The organism is Parasphingorhabdus sp. JC815 (assembly GCF_040717415.1).
GTDB lineage: Bacteria > Pseudomonadota > Alphaproteobacteria > Sphingomonadales > Sphingomonadaceae > Parasphingorhabdus.
The window spans coordinates 783,748-808,156 of record NZ_JBFEFM010000001.1 but is presented as its reverse complement, the minus strand read 5'-3'; the positions used below and the strand labels follow the sequence as shown (position 1 = coordinate 808,156).

Here is a 24,409-nt window from a genome sequence, read left to right as displayed (position 1 = left end):
ACTCCGACAGATGCAGCATGAGCGATTGTTACGTTAAATAATGCGGTCAATGACCCTTGGGCGTTTCCATAATTTCGGTTAACATCCCGCCCATATCCTTGGGATGCACAAAAAAGATAAGTGTTCCGTGCGCGCCGATACGTGGTTCACCCAATACGCGCTTTCCCATCGCTTCAAACTCTGCTTTCGCTTCGTGGATATCGGGCACTTCAAAACAAACATGATGCTGTCCACCCAAGGGGTTTTTGGCCAGAAATCCATGGATCGGACTATCATCGCCCAGCGGCTCGATCAGTTCGATCTGCGTGCCCTCTGCACCAGCTGCACCGGGCGTATCGACAAAACAGACTTTTACGCCCTGCGCTGGCAAATCAAATGGATCGTGGATTTTCGTCGCTCCCATGACATCCCGCCAGTGTGTAATGCTGTCAGCTATGGAAGGGGTAACAACACCGATATGATTAAACCTGCCTAGTTTCATTGATCTGCTTTCCTATAGTTCCGATAGTGCCACTGGTTACTACGCCTCAATGCGCTGCACCATGTGGCATGAATTTATGGACAAGCGGCACGAGGACTGAGCCGATAACTATGCCCAAAACTCCGCACAATATTGCAAAAAAAGTCCAGTCCAAAAAGCCTGCCATCGATTCCGGCCCTATGGCCGCGATAGGCGCGGAAATAATCTCGATCAGATGTTCTGGGCCGTGCCATCCCAATTTTGCGACACTATGAACGAGCAAGCCTCCACCGACCCATGCCATGGCGAGAGTTCCGACAATTGATAGCGCAGAAAGCAGCTTGGGCATAAACGAGACCAGACCACGGCCAAAGGATTCAATAAGTCCGTCATTTTCCTTTGCGAGATGCAAGCCGATATCATCCATTTTGACGATTAGCGCAACCGTGCCATAAACCGCGACTGTGATAACAATGCCGATCAGGGCAAGTATTATAACCTGCTGCCACCAGACTTCCCCGGTGACTTCCGACAAGGCGATCGCCATAATCTCCGCTGACAGAATAAGGTCCGTGCGAATAGCTCCGGACACCATTTTGTCTTCACGCCCCTCACCATTATTGATGACAGGAGTGTCCTGTTTGGTCGTTTCATCAATGCGGAAGAGTTCTAGCACCTTTTCCGCGGCCTCGTAACACAGGAACAAACCGCCAAAAATCAATATGACAGGGATCAGAAAGGGTGCAAACTGGCCCAGCAAAACCGCAGCAGGGAGCAAAAATATCAGCTTGTTCCTGACCGAACCCGTGGCAATTTTTCCAATTATGGGTAGCTCGCGTGCAGGGCTGAATCCCGTGACATAACGTGGTGTCACTGCCGCATCGTCAATCACGACTCCAGCCGTTTTTGCTCCGGCGCGTGAAGCCGCAGCGCCAATATCGTCAACCGATGCGGCTGCGACTTTGGCAATCGCCGCCACGTCGTCCAAAAGAGCTACTAATCCAGTTGGCATTTTCTAAGTTCTACAACGGAATATTGTCATGCTTTTTCCACGGGTTTTCGAGCTGCTTGTTCCGCAGTTTCCGTAAACCCAAAGATACCCGCCGACGCGTTGCGTGCGGCATGATTACTTCGTCGATAAAGCCTTTTTGCGCCGCGACAAACGGATTGGCAAAACGGTCTTCATATTCCTTGGTCTGGATTGCAATCTCTTCCTCTGTCCGCCCACGGAAGATAATTTCCACCGCTCCTTTTGCGCCCATCACTGCAATTTCAGCGGTAGGCCATGCATAGTTCAGATCGCCGCGTAAGTGCTTGGATGCCATAACGTCATAAGCGCCGCCATAGGCTTTGCGGGTGATGATCGTAATTTTTGGAACGGTAGCTTCGGCATAGGCAAAGAGCAGCTTTGCGCCATGTTTGATAATGCCGTTATGTTCCTGTGACGTGCCGGGCAGAAATCCGGGAACATCGACCAGCGTCACAATCGGAATATTAAATGCATCACAATAGCGCACAAATCGCGCAGCTTTTTTGGAAGCGTTGATATCCAGACAACCCGCCAGAACCATGGGCTGGTTGGCCACAACCCCTATGGTCTGCCCTTCAATCCGTCCAAAACCACAAATAATATTGGCTGCATGAGCGGGCTGAATTTCAAAAAAATCGCCTTCATCAACCATTTTACGAATGACTTCGTGCATATCATAAGGTTGATTGGCATTGGCCGGAATCAAAGTATCAAGGCTATCCTCAAGACGGTCCCATGGATCAGCAGTTGGCCGTTCCGGTACTTCTTCACGGTTGCTAAGCGGCATATAGTCAATAAAATCACGCGCCGCTAACAACGCTTCAATGTCATTTTCGTAAGCCACATCGGCAACGCTGGTTTTGGTGGTATGGGTAACTGCGCCGCCCAGCTCTTCTTGCGTTACAATTTCGTTCGTCACGGTTTTGACCACATCCGGGCCGGTTACAAACATATAGCTACTATCCTTCACCATGAAGATGAAGTCCGTCATCGCCGGTGAATAGACCGCGCCGCCAGCACAAGGTCCCATGATAAGGCTAAGCTGCGGAATAACGCCGCTGGCCAGAACATTGCGCTGGAAAACATCCGCATAGCCGCCAAGCGAGGCCACACCCTCTTGAATCCGTGCGCCGCCGCTGTCGTTAATGCCGATAACAGGTGCGCCGACCTTCATTGCATTGTCCAGTATTTTGCAGATTTTTTCTGCATGACGCTCGGAAAGCGAACCACCGAAAACGGTAAAGTCCTGACTAAATACGAAAACCAGACGGCCATTGATCGTGCCGGAGCCGGTGACAACACCGTCACCAGGTATATGGGTTTCCGCCATTCCAAAATCGACACAGTTATGCTCGACATAGGTGTCTATCTCTTCGAACGATCCTTCGTCGAGTAATACTTCAATCCGCTCACGCGCTGTGAGCTTGCCTTTGGCATGCTGCGCGTCGATCCGCTTTTGTCCGCCGCCGAGATGAGCCTCTGCACGTTTGGCTTCAAGTTGCTCGATAATCGTCTGCATGTATCCCCCATGGGTGATTGGATATTGGTTAGGTTTCGAAGTCCTTTGCCAATGGAGCGGAGAAAGTGCAATCGTCAATAAAAATTAATTGCCTGATTAAGTTTATTTTGAAACCACTCCACAACTAACCTAAGTCGTAGCGTCACCGCTCCGCGATGTTATTCGAAGTCTATCCCGTCCGGACTTATGCGCCCGGACGGGATGAACCCTATTTCAACAGCACCAGTTCTTCCGCCATGCTGGGATGCAGGGCAATGGTATCATCAAACGCCTGTTTCGTCAGTCCGGCTTTAACCGCAACCGCAGCAGCTTGAAGAATCTCAGGAGCATCCGGACCAATCATATGCAAGCCCAGTATTTTCTCGCTAGTCACTTCGACGATCATTTTATAGAGGCTGCGCTCCGGTCGATCGGCAAATACATTACGCATTGCGCGAAAATCGGACGAATAGATTTTGACATCGCCATATTTTTTCCGTGCTTCGCTTTCGGTTAAACCAACCGAAGCAATCGGGGGTTGAGAGAATACAGCCGAGGGAATACAGTCATAATCTACTGTTTTAGGTGTGTCATTGAACACAGTTTCGGCAAATGCCTGCCCTTCACGGATTGCCACTGGCGTTAATTGCACCCGGTCCGTGACATCGCCAACCGCATAGATGCTATCAACATTGGTCCGGCTATATTCGTCCACCTTGATCGCGCCATAATCATTTGTTTCAACGCCAGCATTTTCAAGCCCAAGACCGTCGGTTTTCGGTCGACGGCCCGTGGCGGCAAGAACAACATCGGCACGGACAGGATTATCGCCGTTCATATAAACATCCAAAGCGCCATCGTCGCGTTTTTCAATCTTGTCGAAAGTGCAATTGAGTTTGATATTTATGCCCTTTGCCGTGGAAATCTGGATCAACCGATCTCTCAGGCTTTCGTCATAGCCGCGTAATATGACATCTGAACGATTAACGAGAGTAACATTACTGCCCAAGCCATTAAATATACCGGCAAATTCATTGGCTATATAGCCGCCGCCAGAAACAATGACTGTCTCCGGTAGATTTTCCAGATGGAACATATCGTTGGAAGTCAGCATATGTTCACTGCCAGGAAATTCGGCAACCGCCGGCCATGCGCCAACTGCAACCAATATATATTTTGCAGTGACTGTCTTTCCACTAGCCAGCTTTATTTCATGCGGGCCGACAATTTCAGCGCGCTCCAGTATAATTTCAACATCGTGGCTGTTCAGCGTATCTGTGTAAGCATTGTTTAGCCGGTCAACATCAGACAAAATATGATCGCGCAGCTTGATCCAGTCAAACTTCGGGTTTTCCCAAGTCCAGCCAAAATTCTTTCCGTCTTCCAGTTCTTCAGAGAAATGGGAGCCATAAACCAACAGTTTTTTGGGCACACAACCACGGATAACACAGGTTCCGCCAACACGATATTCTTCGGCAATTGCGACTTTCGCGCCATAGGAAGACGATACCCGTGCAGCTCTTACTCCGCCCGATCCAGCTCCAATGACAAACAGGTCATAATCATATTTCGACATGTATATTCCTCAATCACTCAGGCATGAAACGCCCGGTTTTTTAAAAGTTCGGTTGAAGGGTCCATTTCGGCTCCTCCCCCTTGCAACAGCGCGGTGGCCGTTTCTTTGCCCAACTCCACGCCAAATTGGTCAAAAGGGTTGATGCCCAAAAGCATCGCGTTGACGAAAGTCCGGTGCTCGTAAAAAGCGAGAAGCGCGCCCAGCTTCCGTCCGTCAAGATCATCTAATAATATAGTGACTGACGGTTTGTCTCCCGGATAATTTCGATTACCGTCATCGGATGGCTGACCTGTCATCAGCGCAGCCGCTTGGGCAAAGCAATTTAGTAAAAGGCCCCGGTGATGATCTTCACCCAATGAGTGTCCCGGTTCGATCACGGCGAGAAATTCAACCGGCATTATCCGGGTTCCCTGATGCAGAAGCTGAAACACAGCGTGTTGGGCATCGGTCCCGGTTCCGCCCCATATAACCGGGCTACTGTGCCGGTTTAACGGCTTTCCGTCCACCAGAACCGATTTGCCGTTACTTTCCATTTCCAGTTGTTGCACATATTTGGGCAATAAGCGCAGCCGCTCGTCATAGGCAAATATCGCGCGTGCTTCACATCCGCGGGCCTGATTATAATATTGGTCGCAAAATGCGGCTATAACCGGAATATTCTGATCAAATGAAGCGGATTGGAAATGCTGGTCCATTTCTGCAGCTCCGGCTAACAGATCGTCAAAAACATCGATGCCAAGGGTTAGAGCCGCGCTAAAACCAATGGATGACCATAAAGAATATCGCCCGCCAATAGTTTCTGAAAAAGGCAGAATACGGGTTTCATCAATGCCCCATTCCAGCGCTTTTTCCGGCATGGCGGTCAACGCCACGATTTTGCCAAACGGATCGGAAACCCCCTGTTCGCGCATCCAGTCTATCACCGAATGTGCGTTAAGAAATGTCTCGGCAGTCGTGAAACTTTTGGATGCAATAACTATCAGGGTTTTATGTGCATCAAACCGCTCTAAAACCGGCTCCAATGCACAACCGTCAATATTTGAGATGACCGCCGTTTGATATTCCTCATCGCCAATTTTCAACGCCTCCAGCAACAGTTCAGGCCCCAATGCCGATCCGCCTATGCCAAGATGGATAATATATTCAATTTCACCCAGCGCCCCTGCATCAATGGCCTGGATCAAAGCCTGCATGCGGATTCTCAACATATTGGCATGTTCAACGCTTGACTGTGCGCCCATGCCCCTTTCAGCAGTATGTTCCGCAGGGCGATTCTCGCTGGAATTGACAATAGCACCAGTGGTGAGCGCCATTATCTGGCCAGCCAGATCCTGATGCTCAGCCAGACGAAGGAATTTTTCCAGCAAGACATTTTCCATATGGGTTTTAGAAAAGTCGAAATATATTCCGGATTGTTCAAAACCTAATTGTTTTGTCCGATCGTCATTGGCATCAAATAACGCTCTTATGGGCGTTTCAATATGGGTTTCTATCGCATTCCAGTGATCCAAAGCTGGTTTCTTTCCTGTAATATATATGATTGATACACGGCCTGTTTCGATTATTGCTCTATCCTGCGTGTATCGGGCGAACAAGGCTGAATTATTGGATTTTACCGAAACATACTGTCTCTTGACCGCGCGGACCAATATAAGCAAAGGGGCGCGATGAAAGATAATAGCCCAAAGCGGTCCGAAACCGCTGATTTCATGATATTCCTCGTAAAATTGGCGTTTTTTGTCATTATTTTACGCAGCTTCATTATGTCACCGTTCAATATTCCCTCGGAATCCATGCAGCCGCGGCTGATGGTTGGTGATTATCTGCTCGTAGCAAAATGGCCCTATGGCTATTCCAAATATAGCATGCCGTTCAGTGTTCCGGTCATTCCCGGAAGGATTTTAGCCAATGAGCCGGAGCGCGGCGATGTGGTTGTGTTCAAAGCGCCGCCCAGTGCGAAAGATGACTATATCAAGCGGGTTATTGGCTTGCCCGGCGATATTATAAAAATCACCAACGGCGTTGTATTTCTTAACGGTACTGCCATTGAACGCAAAAAGATTGAAGATTATACACATCGGGTTTCGCCCAACAGCCCCTGTTATGCCGATTATTTTGAAACAACGAACAAAGATGGTGAACGGATTTGCCGCTATCCCCAGTTTGAAGAAACCCTGCCCAATGGTAGAAGTTACAAAGTATTGGACGTGAATGAAGCGTCTGAAGGTGATAATACCCAAAGTTATGTTGTACCGGACGGACATTTGTTCATGATGGGCGATAACCGGGACCGCAGTGCAGACAGCCGCTTCCCGGCAGAAGACGGAAAAGCAATTGGTATGGTGCCACAGGAAAATCTGGTAGGCCGTGCGCTGGTGTCCGTATTCTCGACTGACGGTTCCGCGGAGTGGATCAAGCCATGGACATGGTTTAGCGCAACGCGATGGAACCGGATTGGAGAGAGTTTTGATTAAGACGGAATTTCTTGACTGGTTAACCGAGCTGACCGGACGAAAGCCCGAGAATGAAACATTATATATCCGCGCCTTTACCCATGGCAGTTTTGGCGACGGCGATTATCAACGGCTTGAGTTTTTAGGCGACCGTGTTCTGGGATTCACCATTGCGGCGCATCTTTATGATCAGTTTCCCGATGAGCCGGAAGGTATTTTGTCCCAGCGGCTGAACAGTCTGGTATCTGGCAAGGTTTGCGCGGAAATTGCCCGCGCTATAGGTGTTTCCAACCATTTGCGTCTTGGCAAACAGGCACGGGATGACGGAGCGCGCCAAAGCACAAAGGTGCTGGGCGATGTGATGGAATCGTTAATAGGGGCGGTTTACCTTGATCTCGGGATGGAAACGGCCAAGCAATTTATCTTGAAGCACTGGAGTGACCGCATCTCAGGTATGGCGCAGGATATTCGCCACCCCAAATCCGCGCTACAAGAATGGGCCGCTTCCCATAACCGCAAGATGCCGGTTTACGAACTGGTTGAAAAAAACGGTCCGGACCATGATTTGCGTTTTACGATCAAGGTTGCTGTTAGTCAGGTAGGCGAAGTCGAAGCCACCGCATCCTCCATACGGACGGCCGAGACAACAGCCGCGAAACTTTTTCTGGAAAAATTCACATGACAGATAAACATGCCCTCCCAAAATGCGGCGTAGTGGCGTTAATCGGCGCGCCCAATGCCGGGAAATCCACGCTGATCAACGCCTTGGTCGGTCAGAAAGTCGCCATCACCAGTTCAAAACCGCAAACAACGCGCACGCGGTTGCTTGGCATTGCGATCGAGGATGATGTGCAGCTTTTGCTGGTCGATACGCCCGGTATTTTTGAACCGCGCCGCCGGCTTGACCGGGCGATGGTTTCCGCCGCATGGGACGGCGCGGAAGACGCTGACGTTATCGTTTTTCTTGTTGATGCGCGCGCCGGACTTGGCCCCAAAGTCACATCCATCATCGAACGTGTGAAGCATCGTGAAGAAAAAATCATCCTCGTACTGAACAAGGTCGATATCGCGGCAAAGGATAAATTGCTAAACCATGCGGCCAAGCTGAATGATTTGTCGGCTTTCGACGAAACATTTTTTATCAGCGCCAAAACGGGTGACGGACTGGAAGAATTAAAGGCTTATCTGGTCGGCGCTATGCCGGAAGGACCATGGCATTTCCCCGAAGATCAGGTTTCCGACGCCAGCGAACGCATATTGGCCGCAGAAATCACTCGCGAACAAGTGTTTCGTCAGCTCCACGCCGAACTGCCTTATGCAACCGCGATTGCGATGGAACAATATAAGGAGCGCCCCGACGGGTCGATCGAAATCCATCAACAGATATTGGTCGAGAAATCCAGCCAGCGCGCCATCATCCTTGGCAAAGGCGGGCACCAGATTAAAGACATAGGCGCAAAGGCCCGCGCGGAATTATCCCGGATATTGGGCAAGACAGTCCATCTCTATCTCCACGTTAAAGTCAGCGCGAATTGGGATGAAGACAAAAGCCTGTATCAGGACATGGGACTGGATTGGGTTAAATAGGGGGCGCCCTCCCCCTCACGGGGGAGAGCGATACATCTTACTCCGCTTCTTTGCTGGCAGTCACTTTTTTGGTCGCAGCTTTCTTTGCCGCCGGTTTTTTTGCAGCAGGTTTCTTAGTAGCGGTTTTCTTTGCTGCCGGCTTCTTCTTGGCAGCAGGTTTTTTCTTCGGAGCAGCCTTTTTCTTGCGCTTCTTGGCCGGACCCTTAGCGGCGCGATCATCAATCAACTGCGCTGCTTCTTCCAGAGTCAGCTCATCCTTATCTACCGTTTTGGGCAAGGACGCATTGGTTATGCCGTCGGTAACATAAGGCCCGTAGCGGCCATCCATCAGCTTGATCTCTTCATCGGTCCGAGGATGTTTGCCCAAGATTTTCAGGGGTTCAGCACTTTTGCGTCCGCCTTTGCCATTTTTGGCAGCGTCAGCGAGTTTCGCAACAGCCGCGTTCATACCAATTTCAAAGACTTCCATGGTATTTTCGAGGCTTGCGGATTTTCCGTCATGACTCAAATAGGGACCATAACGACCAATTTGTGCAGTGACTTCCTTACCCGTTTCCGGATGTTTTCCGACTTCACGGGGAAGAGAGAGCAGTTTCAAAGCCCATTCCAGACCAAATTCTTCCTTAGGGACATCTTTGGGAATGGAGGATCTTTTGGCTTCCTTGCCCTCGCCGCGCTGGACATAGGGGCCAAAGCGGCCAACCATTTTCGTGACCTTTTCATCCGTATCCGGATCGATGCCCAAGTCTTCCGGGCCTTCATCCGCATCGGCATTAGCGCCGCCGCCTTGGGCAAAGCGGCGGGTAAACTTACATTCGGGATAGTTGGAACAGGCCACAAAGGCACCAAAACGTCCACCACGCAGGGCCAGCTTTCCTTCATTACAACGTGGGCAAAGACGCGGGTCGCTTCCGTCTTCTTTTTCCGGGAAGAGATAATCTTTGAGGAAAGTATCCAGTTCCGCGGTTACTTCGGACGGCAAACGCTCCATGACTTCGGCTGTTTTGGGTTTGAAATCCTGCCAGAATGCTTTGAGCACCTTTTGCCATTGCGCGCGGCCATCACTGACATCATCCAGCTCTTCTTCAAGACCGGCCGTATAATCATAGGCGACATATCGTTCAAAAAATCTTTCGAGAAACCCTATTAAAAGCCGCCCACTTTCCTCTGCAAAGAAACGGTTTCCTTCGGTCCGTACATAGGCACGGTCCTTGAGGGTTTTAATGATCGACGCATAAGTCGATGGACGGCCAATGCCCAGTTCTTCCATTTTTTTAACCAGACTGGCTTCACTGTAGCGGGGTGGCGGCTGTGTGAAATGCTGGTTAGCTTCGACCGATTTTTTCGCCGGGCTGTCGCCTTTCGACATTGCCGGTAACAAGCCGCTGTCTTCGTCATTATTATCGTCACGGCCTTCTTCATAAAGCGCAAGAAAGCCGGGGAATTTAACAACCTGACCCGTTGCCCGAAGGCCGGTTTGGCCCGTGCCGTCGCGCATTTCAATTGTTGTCCGTTCCAGACGGGCCGCGGCCATTTGGCTGGCCATCGCACGCTTCAGGATCAAACTGTATAATTTGGCATGATCGCCGCTACCTGCGCTATCACGGGTAAAGCTGGTGGGCCGGATGGCTTCATGGGCTTCCTGTGCGTTTTTGGCTTTTGATTTATAGACTCGCGGCTTGTCCGGAACATAGCTGGCGTCATAGCGGTCGGAAATGGCTTTACGCGCTTCCGATATGGCGCTGTCGTCCATCTGGACCCCGTCGGTACGCATATAGGTGATCGCGCCATCTTCATAAAGCTGCTGTGCGATACGCATGGTGTGACTGGCTGAATAGCCTAGTTTACGAGCGGCTTCCTGTTGCAGGGTTGATGTGGTGAAGGGCGGTGGAGGATTGCGCGTTAGCGGTTTTGTCTCAACCGTTTCAATTGTGAACAGGCCGTTTTCAACCGCAGATTTGGCGGCCATAGCTGCTGCTTCATCTGGCAGGTCCATCTTGCCGAGCTTCTTGCCCTGATGAATGGTCAGACGCGCTTCAAATGATTGGCCGCCCTGCTCCATTTGCGCCGCTACAGACCAATATTCTTCCGGTTTGAATATTTCAATTTCATGCTCACGCTCGACGATCAGACGCAAGGACACGGATTGTACCCGGCCGGCCGATTTCGCGCCGGGCAATTTGCGCCACAACACCGGAGAAAGCGTAAATCCAACCAGATAATCCAGTGCGCGACGCGCACGATACGCGTCGATCAGGTTATCATCCAATGCGCGGGGATTGGCCATGGCCTGTGTCACCGCCGCCTTGGTAATCGCGTTAAACGTGACGCGATCCACCTCATCCGGCAGAGCTTTCTTCTTCCGCAACACTTCCTGTACATGCCAGCTAATCGCCTCCCCTTCGCGGTCAGGGTCAGTTGCGAGGATCAGGCGCGAGGCTTTTTTCGACAGATCGGTAATTGCCTTTAGCTGTTTGCTTTTGTCCGTATAGGGCTGCCACACCATGGCGAAACCATCATCAGGATCAACCGAGCCGTCTTTGGGAGGCAAGTCACGGATATGGCCATAAGAGGCCAAGACCTTGAAATCCGATCCCAGATATTTTTCGATTGTTTTCGCCTTGGCGGGTGACTCAACGATTACTAATTGCATATTTTCCGATTTTCATTTGTCTCACGTATACACGCGAGGCTGTGACACAGATGGGACATTCGTCAAGCACTTGATCGACGAAATTGCCATTTAGGCTAATTACAGGGGAATTCAACCGGCCAGCCTTGATCAACCGGTTAACCCTACGCGCGCTCCGGCGTGGCGGGATAGCTTGCCTGCCAGTTCCAACTCCAGCAACATCATTTGAACCGATGCGGCGGGCAATGCGGATTGCCGGACCAATTCGTCCACCGATACGGGCGTCATGCTTAATAAACCGGCTAAAGATTGCCGGGCAGAATCATCAATATTTATATCATTACCGGGCGGATTTTCCTTTAATTTTGGAGAGGCAGTTGGACTATCAAATAAATCATAAGGGATGTTTGCTCCCGCTGCACGGTCATCAAAATGCCCGATCAACTCAATGATATCATCGGCGGACTGGACGAGTATTGCGCCCTCACGGATCAATCCGTTGCATCCCCGTGAACGTGGATCAAGCGGAGAACCGGGGACGGCCATCACATGTCGTCCGGCTTCTGCGGCCAGACGAGCGGTGATCAGCGATCCGGATTTAGGAGCGGCCTCAACGACCACGGTGCCTTGCGAAAGGCCGGCGATAATCCGGTTGCGATAAGGGAAGTGGCGCGCTCTGGGTTCCGTTCCGGGTGGTTGTTCCGACAGTAACAGACCATCAGACGCTATTTTCTCTTGCAACTGCTGATTTTCTGGCGGGAAATATACATCTGTTCCGCCTGCGATAACGGCGATTGCAGAACGGTTTAGCGACCCTTGATGTGCTGCAGTATCAATGCCGCGCGCCAGACCGGAAACAACCGACACGCCTTCGCCGGCCAGCGCGTTGGCAATATCCCTTGCAAATCGGCAGGCAGCGGCAGAGGCATTACGCGCACCGACGATGGCGACCGTCGGGTGGCTGAGCAAAGAAAGATTGCCGCGATAAATTAACGCAGGCGGAGCGTTGCCAAGTTCCGCAAGGAGATACGGGTAATCCGGATCGTCCATAAACAGATATTTTGCGCCGAGCTTCTCGACTTTTTCAATTTCGCGCCACACCGTATCTGCATCGGATATCCGGGGTGCTCTGCCGCCCCCTCTCGCGGCGAGTTCGGGGAGCATGTCCAGCGCGTTTCCTGCTGAGCCATAGCGTCGAATAAGCTGAACATAGCTGACCGGGCCGATATTCGCGGATCGAATCAGCCTCAATCTGTCAAAATATTCTTTCATGATAGGTGCCGTTTAACGGTTATGGCCTGTGAAACGGGTGGATTCAGGCAGTGGAATGGCAATCAGGATGCGCCGACTTTGGGCTCTTCACCCGCCATCAGCCGCTCGATATTAGCGCGATGCTTCCAGATTACAAGTAACGCAAAACCGACGAACATCGGCGTGGACGAATAATCCCCCATGATGAGGGTCGTCAGTGGTACGGAAACCGCAGCCAACATTCCGGCAACCGACGAGAATCTGAAAATTGCTAGGACGATCAGCCATGTAATGGCAAAGACCAGCCCCAGAACAGGTGCCAGTGCGGTAACTATACCAAGCAGGGTCGCAACCCCTTTGCCCCCCGCAAACCTGAGCCAAACGGGATAAAGATGCCCAAGAAACGCGCCCATACCGGCTAGTACGGCCAGCCCGCTGTCAACTTTGGCGGCAATCAGAACTGCCACCGCGCCTTTGCCGACATCGAGCAATAACGTCAGTGCGGCTATAGCCTTGTTTCCGGTCCGCAGCACATTGGTCGCACCGATATTCCCTGAGCCCATTTTACGCAGATCACCACCGCCTGTAATCCGCGTAAGCAGTAAACCAAACGGAACTGACCCCAGCATATAGCCAAAAAATACTGCCAAAATTGGTTCAATCCAGATGGATTGCATTATATCAATTTCCTTATAAATCCACCGGAGAGCTATCTCTAACGCATCATTCGCGCAATGAAAATCCTAACAATCACCAACAGATAAACATACGGACAACAAAACAGTTGCAAACTAAATCAAGATAGTTGCTGAACGCGCCTTGCCAATTTAAGGGAGCAACCATGACAGGCGACCAAGTAGATACATCCGGCCCACTTCTATTCTTCGACACGGGGGTTGGAGGCCTGTCTATTTTGCGTGAGGCGCAAAAATTGCTGCCTGATGCTCCAATTGTCTATGCTGCTGATTATGCGGGCATGCCCTATGGTATGAAAACCGAAGAAGAACTTTCCACCCGCATCCCTTTGCTGCTGGGGCGGCTCGTCGAGAGGTATAAGCCGCAATTGGTTACAATGGCATGTAATACAGCCTCCACCATTGCGCTTGATGTTGTCCGGTCGGTTCTTGATATTCCGGTGGTCGGAACCGTTCCCGCAGTCAAGCCAGCGAGCCAGATAACGAAAACAGGTGTTATCGGTTTATTGGGAACCTCTGCTACGATCCGCCAGCCTTATGTAGACCGATTGGCTGATGAATTTGCTTCAGATAAAAAGCTGTTGCGTTTCGGTGCTCCTGATCTGGTTCATTCCGCGGAAGCCAAATTACGCGGTGAAATACCAGACCCCCAGGCTATACAGGCTGCGGTTGCGGGTTTAATCGAACAGGAGCATGGAGACGAGATTGATACCGTCATTCTGGCCTGCACCCACTTCCCTTTAGTGGAAGAGGAGTTGCAGAAATATTTCGTTCAGCCTGTTCAGTTTATTGATGGTTCACAGGGAATTGCGAGGCGGATTGCTTATCTTACCAAAGGAACCAAATGGCCGGAAACTAAGCATGATGGTGTTCTCGTAACAACCGGCGAGCTTGACCAAATGGCCCCATATTGTAAGAAACTTCATGAATTTGGTTTAAGAAAGCTAGAACTACTTTAGTATTGCCGCTTATTGCGAATGGTTCTCGCTGGAAATTCCGCAAAAACATCGTTATTGGCTATGCTGAAAATCGCTTGGTACAATTACGAAGTAACAGGAACGGGTATAAAGTGGACTACGATAAGGTTTTTTCTCAAGCGATCGATCGCTTGCATAGCGAAGGACGCTACCGAGTTTTTATTGATATTCTGCGTAATAAGGGAAACTTCCCTAATGCCCGCTGTTTTGCCCATCACAACGGGCCAAAGCCTGTCACAGTCTGGTGTTCCAATGATTATCTCGCCATGGGGCAGCATCCCGATGTCGTCACTGCAATGGAAGATGCTTTGCATGATGTCGGGGCCGGCTCTGGCGGCACACGCAATATTGGTGGCAACACCCATTATCATGTCCAACTTGAAAGTGAGCTTGCTGATCTGCACGGAAAATCCGGTGCACTTTTATTCACATCAGGCTATGTTTCCAACGAAGCAACCCTTTCGACGCTCACCAAAGTTTTGCCCGGCTGCATTATTTTTTCTGATGAACTGAACCATGCTTCCATGATTGCAGGCATTAAAAATAGTGGCTGCGAGAAGCGTATTTTCCGCCATAATGATCTGGAGCATCTTGAACAGCTTTTGGCTGCCGAAGATCCCGAAGCGCCAAAGCTGATCGCTTTTGAAAGCATTTATTCAATGGACGGTGATGTCGCGCCGCTGCATGCGATTTGTGATCTTGCCGATAAATATAATGCATTGACCTATTGCGATGAAGTCCATGCCGTGGGCATGTATGGCGAACGAGGAGGTGGTATTTCCGAACGTGACGGCGCGGCTAGCCGTATCACGATTATTGAAGGCACTCTGGCAAAGGCCATAGGCGTCATGGGTGGTTATATTACCGCAGATCAGAAAATCATCGACGTAATCCGTTCCTATGCCCCCGGCTTTATTTTTACGACCAGCCTGTCTCCCGTTCTTGTAGCCGGAGCCTTGGCAAGTGTCAGGCATCTTAAAAAATCCAGCGTGGAACGCGATGGCCAGCAGGCTGCTGCACAGTTCCTAAAAGATATGTTTTGCGAAGCGGGCTTACCCGTCATGGACACAACCACTCATATCGTTCCTTTGTTGGTGGGCGATCCTGTGAAAGCCAAAAAGATCAGTGATATTTTGCTTGCAGAATATGGAGTCTATGTGCAGCCGATAAACTATCCTACCGTTCCGCGCGGTTTGGAACGTTTGCGCTTTACTCCGGGACCAGTCCACACCAAGGAAATGATGGTCGATCTTACCAAGGCGCTGGTTGAAATCTGGAGCCGGATGGAATTGCAACTCGCTGCCTGATGCGGCTTCTGTAAGATAAATATCTGTCCTACATGGCACGGGCAATGCTAATGCTTTGTCCGGCTCTTTCTCAATCTCGAATATGGTTCGTTTTGTGCTGATCTCTTGGCATGAGATTATGTGTTTTTTCTCACGCAATCACCGTGTGAATTGTGTGAACTTTGGCAGGGAAAAAAGCATTCTTGGTGTGAACTTAGTGAACTTAGCTAGCGGTCGCCCATTATTTTGGCGAAATATTTACGATCAATATTTCCGCCTGAAAGTGTAAGAGCTGTGTGGTTCGTTACCGGCGCTTTGCCAGCTAATATGGCCGCGAGTGCAACTGCGCCACCGGGTTCTATGACCAGTCGTAATTGTTCATAAGCAATCCGCATTGCGTGATGAACTTCTGTTTCTGAGACAGTAACGCCTTTTGCCTGATGCTCTTTTAATATGTCAAAGGTCAGCGGTGAGACTAATAAGGTCTGCAAGGCATCACAATCGGTAGCAGGTGGATTATCGCGAACCGGAACAATCCGCCCGTTTTCCAGCGACCGTTTCATGTCATCCCAGCCCTCGGGTTCCACAACAGTAATATTGGCTTCCGGATTGGCCAGCGATATTCCAGAAGCCAGCCCGCCTCCCCCGCAACAAATGACGAGATGATCGGGTTCCGAACCGCTTTGGTCTATCATTTGCTGACGGATTTCGATGCCGGTGCTGCCCTGCCCTTCTATGACCCATGGATCAGCAAAACTGGGAACAAGGACCGCACCATTTTTACCAGCGACTTCCGTTGCTATCTCTTCGCGCGATTCCGTTAGCCTGTCATAGGTAATGACCTTAGCGCCCAGTTTTTTGGTGTTTTCCAGTTTTGCAGCCGGCGCATCGGCAGGCATGATGATTGTTGCTTTAATTCCCAATCGCTGAGCTGCCCAAGCCACACCCTGCGCATGATTACCGCTGGAGAAGGCTACGACGCCGCGATGTTTTTGATCTTCATCAAGATCAGTTAAACGGTGCCATCCACCGCGTATCTTGAAAGCACCAATAGGCTGAAGGCACTCTGCTTTGCACCAGACTGTCGTGCCCTCGATAATGAGCGGTAGTAAAGGAGTAGGGGGTAAAATAGCGGCAATTTTTTTGGCTGCGCGTTTGACACCTGCCATATCGGGTTTTCTGGCAGGGTCCAAAAGTAATTGCTCTGTCATGATGACCTCTTATATGCGAGTACAGGATTCCTCTAGCGAAATGAGAATATATTATGAGTAAAGTTTTGGTGATCGGTGCAGGTGGCGTCAGCTCTGTGGCAGTCCACAAGATGGCACAATTACTCGCCGCTAAGACGGGACCGTTTTCGGAAATTATGTTGGCCAGCCGCACAATTGCCAAATGTGATGCCATTGCAAAGTCCGTAAAAGAGCGAACTGCCGTGGAGATTCAAACGGCTCAAATTGATGCAGATGATGTAGCTGCTACGATGAAGTTGATCGACGAAGCAAAGCCTGATCTGGTCGTTAATCTGGCTCTCCCTTATCAGGACTTGCCGATAATGGATGCGTGCCTGGCAACCAAAACAGATTATCTGGATACCGCCAATTATGAACCGCGCGATGAAGCGAAATTCGAATATAAGTGGCAGTGGGACTATCATGACCGTTTTCGTGAAGCCGGTATCATGGCGTTGCTTGGTTCGGGCTTTGATCCCGGCGTTACGTCGGTGTTCACAACATGGCTAAAGAAGCATCACTTCGACCGCATTGACACGCTTGATATACTGGATTGCAATGGCGGTGATCATGGCCAGCATTTTGCGACGAATTTTAATCCAGAGATTAATATCCGCGAAGTTACTGCACCCGCCCGTCATTGGGAGAATGGAGCTTGGGTTGAAACGCCTGCGCTTTCCCACAAACAGACGTTTGATTTTGCCGAAGTAGGCGAGCGCAACATGTATCTTATGTATCATGAGGAAATTGAATCTTTGTCCAAGCATATCCCGGAAATTAACCGAATTCGATTCTGGATGACTTTTGGTGATGCTTATCTCACGCATCTTAAGGTGCTTGAAAATGTTGGCATGACTTCGATTGAACCGGTTGAATATGAAGGCCAGCAGATTGTCCCGCTCCAGTTCCTGAAAGCCGTTCTGCCGGAGCCGTCAAGCCTTGGCGAAACAACAAAAGGTAAAACTAATATCGGTGTGATCGCCACTGGTGAAAAAAATGGCTCACAGAAGACTCTGTATATCAAAAATATATGCAGTCATGAGGCGGCGTACGAAGAAACCGGAAACCAAGGCGTCAGCTATACTACCGGTGTTCCTGCAATGATCGGATCGGCGCTGATGCTCTCTGGTAAATGGTCAGGAAAAGGCGTGTTCAATATGGAAGAATTTGATCCTGATCCTTTCATGGAAATGCTGAACGAACATGGCCTGCCATGGACACTTGAGGAAATGGACGCGCCCCTGGCATTTTAAAATGGAGACGAAAGCAGGAGATCCCGGCGCATTCGCGCATTTTGATTTAGCCCGTGTGCCCTCCCCGGCTTTTGTTGTGGATGAGATGGCTGTCCGCCGGAATCTTGAGATTCTGGCAGATGTAAAAAAGCAATCAGGAGCAAAAATATTATTGGCGCTTAAAGCTTTTTCGATGTGGTCGCTGGCCCCTTTGATAGATCAATATCTTGATGGATGCTGCGCCTCGGGGCTTTGGGAGACAAAACTTGCTGACGAGCAGTTTAATGGTTTAATCAGCACCTATTCACCAGCTTATAAATCTGCTGATCTAATAGAAATTGTAGAACTTTCAGACCATGTAATCTTTAACAATCCAGCCCAGATTGACAGCTGGAAAAACCAAAATGACCAGAGGATCGATTTTACCAGCTGCGATATTGGTTTGCGTCTGAACCCTGAAATCGCTCTTGGAGAAACGCCAAAATATGATCCCAGCCAACCGCACAGCCGTTTAGGTTTCCCGCTTTCACAGGTAGAGTCTTCACATCTAGATGATATTTCCGGGATACATTTCCACAATCTTTGCGAGCAGAATTTTGATGCCTTAGAACAGACTTGGGAAAAAATTGAGCCAGTAATTGCTCCCTATTATGACCAGCTCGATTGGATCAATCTGGGCGGTGGCCATCATATAGTCAGAGATGATTATGATCGTGATGCTCTGGTGCGTTTTTTGCGTGAACTTAAAGCCAAGTCAAATTGCGAGATTTACCTTGAGCCTGGCGAAGCCGTTGCCCTTGATAGCGGAATATTGGTCGGTGAAATATTGGATCTATTTAACAACGGTATGTCGATAGGCATTACCGATATTTCCGCCACCTGCCATATGCCCGATGTTATCGAAGCTCCATATCGACCCGCGATGCTAGGTGAGCGCAGTGAAGGAAATGTTATACGTCTTGGCGGACCAAGTTGTCTGGCAGGTGATATTATCGGCGATTACCGACTATCCGATCAAGCACATATTGGCCAGCGGATAGCTTTTCTGGATCAGGCTCATTATTCGATGGTTAAGACCAATACATTTAACGGAGTCCCTTTGCCCTCTATATGGCTATGGAATAGTGACTCGGATGAATTGCGCTGTATAAAACAGTTTGGCTGGACCAGTTTTCGCGACCGTCTTGGCTGAAAACCGGCTTGAAACACTGCATTGCAGCAATGCTCGACGGTGGTTTTAAAATTATCGTTTATTGACACTTTACAGAATGAATATGCGGCCATATAGCCGCCCTCGCTGCCCCATGGCTGACCCCGAATCATCATGGCAAATCCGCAAGGCAGCTTGATTTTTCACAGAAATGTAGGGGTTCCCTTGATTTGCATAATTTTCATGATGCGAAGGAGTTAACCAAAACTCTTTGTCCCGAAATTCCAGTTCTGTTGAATCGCCCGCACGCTGCCAGGCGCGCTGCGCGTTACTTTGTCGAACAATTTTCAGGTAGGTCGCTTTACGCTGTAAAAGCAAACCCTTCGCCTGCGCTTTTGAAACTACTTTACAGTGAAGGCATTACGCATTTTGACGTTGCCTCGATAGAGGAGGTGCGTCTTGTTCGTAACATTTTACCAGCAGCTGTTCTGTGCTTCATGCATCCAATCAAATCTGAAGCTGTCATAAGTGAAGCTTATCATGAACACGGCGTACGTGTTTTCTCGCTTGATAGCATGGATGAGCTTGAGAAAATTGAACGTGCTACTGGTCACGCCGAAGATTTGACACTTTGTGTGCGGTTAAAGGTCGCATCGGAATTTTCGCAAATCAGCCTTGCATCCAAATTCGGCATTGATGTCGATGAGAGTACCGAGCTGTTAATGCGGACGCGTCAAACGGCTGAAATTATGGGTATCTGCTTCCATGTCGGTAGTCAGGCAATGACGCCGCTTGCTTATGTTCATGCGCTGGAGCGGGTACGTACCGCGATTGTAGAGGCCTCCGTCACGGTCGATATTGTGGATGTCGGTGGCGGGTTTCCATCCATATATCCAGATATGTCGCCTCCTTCGCTCAATCATTATTTCAGCGCAATCCATCGGACTTTTGAGGATTTGCCTATCAGCTACTCAGCAGAGCTTTGGTGCGAACCGGGCCGGGCCTTAGCGGCAGAGTATAATTCGCTGATAGTCAAAGTAGAGCAACGCCGCGGAAACGAACTGTATATCAATGACGGCGCATATGGTACTTTATTCGATGCAGCCCATATCGGATGGCGTTTTCCGGTACAATTGATTGGATCTGGTTCTGATCCGGCGACCACGGAATATAGCTTCTATGGTCCGACATGCGACGACATGGATCATATGGCCGGACCGTTCATATTACCGGAAAATGTAAAAACCGGCGATTACATTGAGATCGGCATGTTGGGTGCATATGGATCAGCGATGAGGACCAAATTTAACGGCTATGGATCAATTGACGATTATGATGTCAGCGATGAACCGATGGCTAGTGTATATGTCGGTGACAATCTTGATCGTACAGACCGGGAGAATGTTGTCTCCTTCCCCCGTGTTTGAGAATATCGTTTAATCAATTTGGGTTAAGTAGCATTTGACAATGCAGTATATGTAACGCAGTTTCTCTCGACCGGTTATTGGCTTGGGGAGGACGCTGTCATGGACACCGTTATATTGGCACCAGCCGCTTTGTTGGTGGTCTGGTCACTGATAATGCTTTTCTGGATGGCCGGAACACGTCTTCCGGCGGCAAAGAAAATGGGGATCGACATTTCCGCTAAACCCGGTGGTCGCGGACCTGATCTAGATCCGCAAATGCCCGACAAGGTCGCATGGAAATCCCATAATTACACCCACCTGATGGAGCAGCCTACCTTATTTTATGCGACGGTATTCATATTGGCCATCGCGGAAGCTGGCACAGGTATAAATCTTTGGCTGGCATGGGGCTATGTTGCCCTGCGTATCATTCACAGTATCTGGCAATCGACGGTTAATCTAGTGAATGTCCGTTTCCTGCTGTTTTTGGCATCAACTCTTTGTCTGCTCATCATAGCGCTTAACGCGCTTTTCACAACTTTAATCTGAACTACAGCTTTAATTACTCTTGGGGGAGAGAATTTAATGGAAAACAGTCCTATATTACAGCCTGTCGTAGCGCTTATCCTTTGGACCATGCTCATGTGGCTTTGGATGTATATTACTCGTATTCCGGCGATGAATAAAGCCAAAATTGATACAGGCAATTTGAAAGGTGGCACGGGAGGGATGCTTGACGGGTTGCTACCCGCAGAAGTCCAATGGAAGGCGCATAACTACAATCATTTGTTGACCGAGCCGACGCTATTTTACGCTGTTTCACTTGTTCTTGCGATGATCGGACAGGGTGACGGATTAAATTTGACGTTTGCATGGATTTATGTCGGTTTACGTGTTGTACACAGTCTGATTCAAGCGACTGTGAATAGAGTTATGTTTCGCTTCATGGTATTTGCGCTCTCCAGCTTATGTATAATTGTGTTGGCTGTCCAAGCTGCGATCGCGGTGTTCCGCTGACTTTTTATTTAGCGCTAAAGCGATGCTGTAATTGAGTAGCCTCTATCTAAACTCTAATTTTAATTAAAAATCAGGGGCTACTCTATTATTTTACTATGAGTTCGCACTCATGGAATGCTCTATTTCGCTCTAAGTTCACTAAATTCACACCAAGGAGTATTTATTTTCCGCCAATTTTTGTGATTTGCGGATTTTCCAACATGTTTTTCATCTACCTTCCGATAATAAAAAAACGAAAGAGCCGTGCCTATCATGAGCGCAGACATGTAGGAAAGCGCTTTATATTATTGGCTCCATGCACTTCATTCCCGCGTGAAGCTTGATACCAATTCAACATGGGTTGACCATAGAAATTGCCCGACCGGCCACACGGCATTGAGCTTATATCCAGCATCACATAATTGTTTCGCATCGCGGGCAAAGCTTGATGGATTACAGCTAATATAACAGATTTTGGGCACTTTGGATTGTGCGAGCTGAGCAATTTGATCGCGCGCACCGGCGCGGGGTGGATCCAAAATTACGGCACCAAAGCGATTTAATTCTTCGGGACTAAGTGGGCGTCTATACAAATCACGATGTTCCGGGAAAATCTGACGCCCCGACTGGTTAGCTGTCATTTTCAGGGTGCTAATGGCATCGCGTGAACCTTCCGCAGCATAGACTTTGCGATTATCTCCGAGCGCAAAAGTAAATGTACCCAGACCAGCGAAAAGATCCGCGATCATTCGGGTATCGCCAACAGTTTCCAACATTGCAGCGACAAGCGCATCTCTTCCTTCATATGTAGGTTGGAGAAAACTATTGTGCGGCAGGCCCACAGCCAGTCCGCCAAGCGTGACAGTTACCGGCTCTGGTTCCCACTGTGTTTCAGGGCCAAAACCATTATCAACAGACAGTCTGGCAAGTTTATTAGCTTTAGCAAAATCAGCTAACGCTTCCCGCTGTTGGAGATTTTCAGGTTCATAATTTTTGATAGATAGATCAACACCCTGATCCGCGAGGTTCATCTCGACATTCATATCATGTTTGCGCGTAGCGATTGACTTGAGGAATTTGCGTAGCGGTTCAATGACAGCAAAAAGTTCGGGGCGCATTATTTCGCATTGTTTCAGGTCGATAATCCTATGACTACCAGCGCCGCTGAAACCCAGTTTGAAACTTTTTCCCACCATCGCGGCACGCAGGCTTATACGAATGCGGCTTTTTGGCTTTGAAATTTGCGGTGGGTGCAGCGTGCCAGCGTGCAACCCCTGCCCTTCAAGAGCATAGGCAACGCGGTCAGTGACAAATTTCCCATAGCTTTCTGCATCTAAGTGCTGAAGAGAGCATCCCCCGCATTTCTTGAAATGTTGACAAGGAGGCTCAACATGGTGGGGGCCTTTAATCAGGCCACCTTCGGCGTTTAGTCGGTCAAGTGGCGCAGAAAATGCGACATGGCGGCCATCAGCAGTTACGCCGTCCCCTTTTGCCGCGACGCGCAAAATGATATTTGGATCGTTTTCAGTGTTCATAAGCACTCTTGTAGTGCTTTTGGGATATGATCAATCAGTATCTCGGGTGAAAAAGCCGGAGCAGCCAGTTTTCCAGCGCGGCTGTGAAGCCACTGCCCCTGGTTTGCAGCAAGATAAGGATTCTTATGGCCCGCAAAACGCGCAGCAATAATACCGGCCAGAACATCACCGGTTCCTGCGGTTGAGAGCCAGCTTGATGACGGGGGAACTAGCGTGACATCTCCCTTTGGGTTAGCGATTACGCTATCCGGTCCTTTATGGACAATAATTGCACCGCTCTTTGCAGCTAGTTGCACAGTCAGGTCAATTTTTGAACCTTGAGTGGCAGAGGAAACAGCCATGAATTCCCCGGCATGAGGCGTAATTATCACGGGATGGCTGTGATGTTTCAAGCGTTTGGCAGTATTTTTTTCCAGAATGATCAAGGCATCAGCATCGAGCAAAAGCGGTTTTTCACTATTTAAAACTATATTCAATATTTTAGACGCTTGCTCATCTCGACCAAGGCCGGGACCGATTAAAATGATATCAATGCGTTCATCTGATAATTGCTTGCGGAGTTGTTCCAGATCGCAATGATATTCCGTCACAATACTGTGATTAGGGGGCGAGAAGCCGGTTTGAGCAAAGATTTTTACATAGCCGGCACCAGATCGTTGAGCAGCCAAGGCAGCTAGTTTTGCTGCTCCTGGCATTGCACCTGCAATGACGGCGACCAGACCTCTTTTATATTTATGATTGGAATATGCGGGCGGGTTAATTGAAGGTTTTTCTAGTAACCGTATTTGTGAAACCGCGCTGACACCAATATCAACCCCCACCACATCCCCCATGAGTGCGCTAGCCGGATGTAGGAAATGTGCGGGCTTAAACGCCCCGAGCGCTATCGTCAGATCATAGGCGCAGACAGGATTAAGCAATGCGCCGGTATCGGTGGCTGCGCCACTGGGCAGATCAACCGCCACGCGTCGCTGTGCGCCATTGCAAAGCCTTTGATGATGATCCAGCAAATCGCCCGTAATGGGCCGGGTTAGGCCGGTTCCAAATAAACAGTCGACAAATTGCCGCATTGGTTTTGCGTCTTGCAGGTTAAGTGTTTCGCCTTTCCACAAAGATTTTGCATGTTTCGCGGCATCGGTTGTGGGGTTGCCACTCGCCGCAACGGCGACTTCTGTACCTTTTTCCAAAAGCGTTTGGGCAATAATATAGCCATCACCGCCATTATTTCCCGGACCGCAGAATATGAGTGTAGGATATTCGGGTGCAGAACGGGCAATATATTCCGCGGCTCCTGTGCCCGCTTTATCCATCAATTCTATGATTGAAATGCCATCATCTACAAGCATCTGTTCTGCTGCCTGCATCTCTTTAGTCGTCAGGATTTGCCCGTGATTGAGCATAAATACCTCTAACTTC

22 protein-coding genes are annotated in these 24,409 nt (G+C 49.4%); 10 read left to right on the top strand and 12 right to left on the bottom strand.

The annotated features are described in order from the left end of the window. Positions 1 to 46: 46 nt before the first annotated feature. From mce to pgi, 5 genes are all read right to left on the bottom strand, one after another. Positions 47 to 481, bottom strand: coding sequence for a methylmalonyl-CoA epimerase (gene mce, locus AB1K62_RS03890; protein WP_367001399.1), 435 nt, complete (start codon positions 479 to 481; stop codon positions 47 to 49). A gap of 46 nt (positions 482 to 527) precedes the next feature. Then, on the bottom strand, positions 528 to 1,472 hold the full coding sequence (locus AB1K62_RS03885) for a DUF808 domain-containing protein (RefSeq protein ID WP_367001398.1): 945 nt from the start codon (positions 1,470 to 1,472) through the stop codon (positions 528 to 530). 10 nt (positions 1,473 to 1,482) lie between these two features. Next, on the bottom strand, positions 1,483 to 3,009 hold the full coding sequence (locus AB1K62_RS03880) for an acyl-CoA carboxylase subunit beta (RefSeq protein ID WP_367001397.1): 1,527 nt from the start codon (positions 3,007 to 3,009) through the stop codon (positions 1,483 to 1,485). A 208-nt stretch (positions 3,010 to 3,217) separates the two neighbouring features. Then, positions 3,218 to 4,564 carry a glutathione-disulfide reductase gene (gene gor / locus AB1K62_RS03875; RefSeq protein ID WP_367001396.1) on the bottom strand — a complete coding sequence of 449 codons (1,347 nt, stop codon included), beginning with the start codon at positions 4,562 to 4,564 and terminating at the stop codon, positions 3,218 to 3,220. Positions 4,565 to 4,581: 17 nt separating this feature from the next. Further along, positions 4,582 to 6,075: a glucose-6-phosphate isomerase gene (pgi, locus tag AB1K62_RS03870; RefSeq protein WP_367001395.1), complete on the bottom strand. Its 1,494-nt coding sequence runs from the start codon at positions 6,073 to 6,075 to the stop codon at positions 4,582 to 4,584. Between the two features lie 156 nt (positions 6,076 to 6,231). Between pgi and lepB the strand changes: the two genes are divergently transcribed. From lepB to era, 3 genes are read left to right on the top strand one after another with little or no spacing between them, the layout of a single operon-like run. Further along, positions 6,232 to 7,038, top strand: coding sequence for a signal peptidase I (gene lepB / locus AB1K62_RS03865; RefSeq protein WP_367001394.1), 807 nt, complete (start codon positions 6,232 to 6,234; stop codon positions 7,036 to 7,038). Further along, positions 7,031 to 7,699, top strand: coding sequence for a ribonuclease III (gene rnc, locus AB1K62_RS03860; RefSeq protein ID WP_367001392.1), 669 nt, complete (start codon positions 7,031 to 7,033; stop codon positions 7,697 to 7,699). The genes lepB and rnc overlap by 8 nt, the downstream gene beginning before the upstream one ends. Beyond that, positions 7,696 to 8,604, top strand: coding sequence for a GTPase Era (gene era / locus AB1K62_RS03855; protein WP_367001390.1), 909 nt, complete (start codon positions 7,696 to 7,698; stop codon positions 8,602 to 8,604). The genes rnc and era overlap by 4 nt, the downstream gene beginning before the upstream one ends. A 37-nt stretch (positions 8,605 to 8,641) precedes the next feature. Here the strand turns inward: era and topA are convergent, their stop codons facing one another. The 3 genes from topA to plsY all read right to left on the bottom strand — a co-directional run bounded on the left by topA (position 8,642) and on the right by plsY (position 13,164). After that, on the bottom strand, positions 8,642 to 11,257 hold the full coding sequence (gene topA, locus AB1K62_RS03850) for a type I DNA topoisomerase (RefSeq protein ID WP_367001388.1): 2,616 nt from the start codon (positions 11,255 to 11,257) through the stop codon (positions 8,642 to 8,644). A 129-nt stretch (positions 11,258 to 11,386) separates the two neighbouring features. After that, positions 11,387 to 12,508 (bottom strand): DNA-processing protein DprA, encoded by a 1,122-nt coding sequence (gene dprA, locus AB1K62_RS03845; protein WP_367001387.1) that lies wholly within the window; start codon positions 12,506 to 12,508, stop codon positions 11,387 to 11,389. Between the two features lie 62 nt (positions 12,509 to 12,570). Then, a complete protein-coding gene (plsY, locus tag AB1K62_RS03840; RefSeq protein ID WP_367001385.1) occupies positions 12,571 to 13,164 on the bottom strand; it encodes a glycerol-3-phosphate 1-O-acyltransferase PlsY in 594 nt (197 codons plus the stop codon). 164 nt (positions 13,165 to 13,328) lie between these two features. Between plsY and murI the strand changes: the two genes are divergently transcribed. Beyond that, on the top strand, positions 13,329 to 14,141 hold the full coding sequence (murI, locus tag AB1K62_RS03835; protein ID WP_367001383.1) for a glutamate racemase: 813 nt from the start codon (positions 13,329 to 13,331) through the stop codon (positions 14,139 to 14,141). 110 nt (positions 14,142 to 14,251) lie between these two features. Next, complete coding sequence (gene hemA / locus AB1K62_RS03830) at positions 14,252 to 15,466, top strand: 5-aminolevulinate synthase (protein WP_367001382.1); 1,215 nt, start codon at positions 14,252 to 14,254, stop codon at positions 15,464 to 15,466. A 206-nt stretch (positions 15,467 to 15,672) separates the two neighbouring features. Here the strand turns inward: hemA and AB1K62_RS03825 are convergent, their stop codons facing one another. Beyond that, positions 15,673 to 16,656, bottom strand: a complete 984-nt coding sequence (locus AB1K62_RS03825; RefSeq protein WP_367001380.1) for a threonine/serine dehydratase — start codon at positions 16,654 to 16,656, stop codon at positions 15,673 to 15,675. 53 nt (positions 16,657 to 16,709) lie between these two features. Between AB1K62_RS03825 and AB1K62_RS03820 the strand changes: the two genes are divergently transcribed. Continuing rightward, entirely contained in the window at positions 16,710 to 17,927 is a 1,218-nt protein-coding gene (locus AB1K62_RS03820; protein ID WP_367001378.1) for a saccharopine dehydrogenase family protein, read from the top strand. Position 17,928: 1 nt separating this feature from the next. Continuing rightward, a complete protein-coding gene (locus AB1K62_RS03815) occupies positions 17,929 to 19,098 on the top strand; it encodes a carboxynorspermidine decarboxylase (RefSeq protein ID WP_367001376.1) in 1,170 nt (389 codons plus the stop codon). 69 nt (positions 19,099 to 19,167) lie between these two features. On the opposite strand, the gene AB1K62_RS03810 is transcribed toward AB1K62_RS03815, so the two are convergent. Beyond that, positions 19,168 to 19,434, bottom strand: a complete 267-nt coding sequence (locus AB1K62_RS03810) for a hypothetical protein (RefSeq protein WP_367002081.1) — start codon at positions 19,432 to 19,434, stop codon at positions 19,168 to 19,170. Between AB1K62_RS03810 and AB1K62_RS03805 the strand changes: the two genes are divergently transcribed. The 3 genes from AB1K62_RS03805 (at position 19,338) to AB1K62_RS03795 (ending at position 21,479) form a co-directional block, all read left to right on the top strand. Beyond that, positions 19,338 to 20,483: a type III PLP-dependent enzyme gene (locus AB1K62_RS03805; RefSeq protein ID WP_367002055.1), complete on the top strand. Its 1,146-nt coding sequence runs from the start codon at positions 19,338 to 19,340 to the stop codon at positions 20,481 to 20,483. The genes AB1K62_RS03810 and AB1K62_RS03805 overlap by 97 nt on opposite strands. Before the next feature lie 99 nt (positions 20,484 to 20,582). Beyond that, a complete protein-coding gene (locus AB1K62_RS03800; protein WP_367001374.1) occupies positions 20,583 to 21,011 on the top strand; it encodes an MAPEG family protein in 429 nt (142 codons plus the stop codon). A gap of 36 nt (positions 21,012 to 21,047) precedes the next feature. Continuing rightward, entirely contained in the window at positions 21,048 to 21,479 is a 432-nt protein-coding gene (locus AB1K62_RS03795) for an MAPEG family protein (protein WP_367001373.1), read from the top strand. A 302-nt stretch (positions 21,480 to 21,781) separates the two neighbouring features. Here the strand turns inward: AB1K62_RS03795 and AB1K62_RS03790 are convergent, their stop codons facing one another. Both AB1K62_RS03790 and AB1K62_RS03785 read right to left on the bottom strand, forming a co-directional pair. Continuing rightward, positions 21,782 to 22,993 carry a class I SAM-dependent RNA methyltransferase gene (locus AB1K62_RS03790; RefSeq protein WP_367001370.1) on the bottom strand — a complete coding sequence of 404 codons (1,212 nt, stop codon included), beginning with the start codon at positions 22,991 to 22,993 and terminating at the stop codon, positions 21,782 to 21,784. Further along, complete coding sequence (locus AB1K62_RS03785; protein WP_367001369.1) at positions 22,990 to 24,393, bottom strand: NAD(P)H-hydrate dehydratase; 1,404 nt, start codon at positions 24,391 to 24,393, stop codon at positions 22,990 to 22,992. The genes AB1K62_RS03790 and AB1K62_RS03785 overlap by 4 nt, the downstream gene beginning before the upstream one ends. Between the last annotated feature and the right edge of the window lie 16 nt (positions 24,394 to 24,409).